General features: G+C 29.2%; 1 protein-coding gene. It reads right to left on the reverse strand.

Annotated elements, in window-relative coordinates; translation table 11 throughout:
• A partial coding sequence (locus tag IMK15_RS06290) for a hypothetical protein (RefSeq protein ID WP_226869240.1) occupies nt 1-1337 on the reverse strand: 1337 nt, incomplete at its 3' end.
• Nucleotides 1338-1364 lie beyond the last annotated feature (27 nt).

The raw sequence follows: 1364 nt of genomic DNA on the forward strand, positions 1-1364 counted from the left end.
TTAAGTTGTGTTTGTTTGTATTCAAACTTTTTACTTGTTGCATTTACTTCAAATTTAACTGGAGCTTCTACACTACCTTTTAATGTTAATGTGTCAGTTGGTTTGTATTCAACTGATACTTTTGGTGTTAATGTTAATGAAGGTACAGTAACTAATTTATCTGCTTCTTTAGATACTAATAATACTAAGTTAGCATCAGCTTCAGGACTTACTGTAAATTTGTCTGTTACGCTATAGTCATATTTAGCGTTTGCATCAAATATAAATACACCTGAATTTTTTTTGACTAATTTTTGAGCATCTTGACTTGCTGTTTCATCTATTGTTTTATGATGTACACCTGCAAGTAATGATTTACCTGTTAATGTTAATTTGTCATTTAACATCTTGTATTCTGCACCAAGTTCTACACCGTATAAAACAAAGTCATTTCTTTTTAATTGATTAGCTTGTGTAACTTCTTTAGAAATATTTACATGAGCAACAAAAGGTTTTGCAGATAATGATAAGTGTTTAACACCTGTGTATGTTCCTTTTAATTCATATGAGTGTATATATCTAGCAGGTACTTCTGTAAATAGTTTAGTTCCTAAAATTTCATAGTCTCCAATCTTTTCACCAGATTTAAAGTTTTTCTTAAATGCAACTTTACCTTCAAGTTCAAGATCTTTTACACCATCATATTTTGCTGATGCTTCACCTGAAACATAGTCTACTCTATCTCCAGCTTTTGTAACTGTTTTTGCATAGTCGTGTTTAATTTCAAGATTTGCTTTTACATCTTTTAATCCTTTAACGAATACATCTTTCTTTTCTTCGCTTTCAACGAATAATTTGTGAGTTGATTTAACTTCTTTTCCGTAATTATCAGTATTAGTTGTTGATTTTACAAATGGGAAGTTAGTCTTTGAGTTTAAACCAAATGTTAATACATCATATTTGTAATTTGCATTACCTTCAAGTTCTACTGATCCATCGAATTTATAAGCATCATTGTCATCAACAAATTTTGGTGATAATGTAGCTTTAACATAAGTCTTAACACCTTTTAGTTCAGGTAATTCATATTTAGCCCAAACATTTGAATGATTTAAGTAATTTGCTTTTTTAACTTTACCTAATTCTAAATCTTCAGCTTTAAATTCTCCACCAAAGCTAAATCCTGTTCCTTCTACTTTAACTTCTGTTTTAACTCCTGTTTTCTTTGCTACAAATTTTGGATTTTCATTTTTTACAAATGTAGCTTCATTTTCGTTATATGCTTCAACTGATCCAGTTGTTCCAGCTATTGCAACCATTGATGCAACTAAGCTAGTTAGTAATAATGTCTTTTTCATAATTTTTCTCCTTTTTAAAAAATATTT

The sequence above is a fragment of the Sneathia sp. DSM 16631 genome, from assembly GCF_014892235.1.
Classification (GTDB): Bacteria; Fusobacteriota; Fusobacteriia; order Fusobacteriales; family Leptotrichiaceae; genus Sneathia; species Sneathia vaginalis.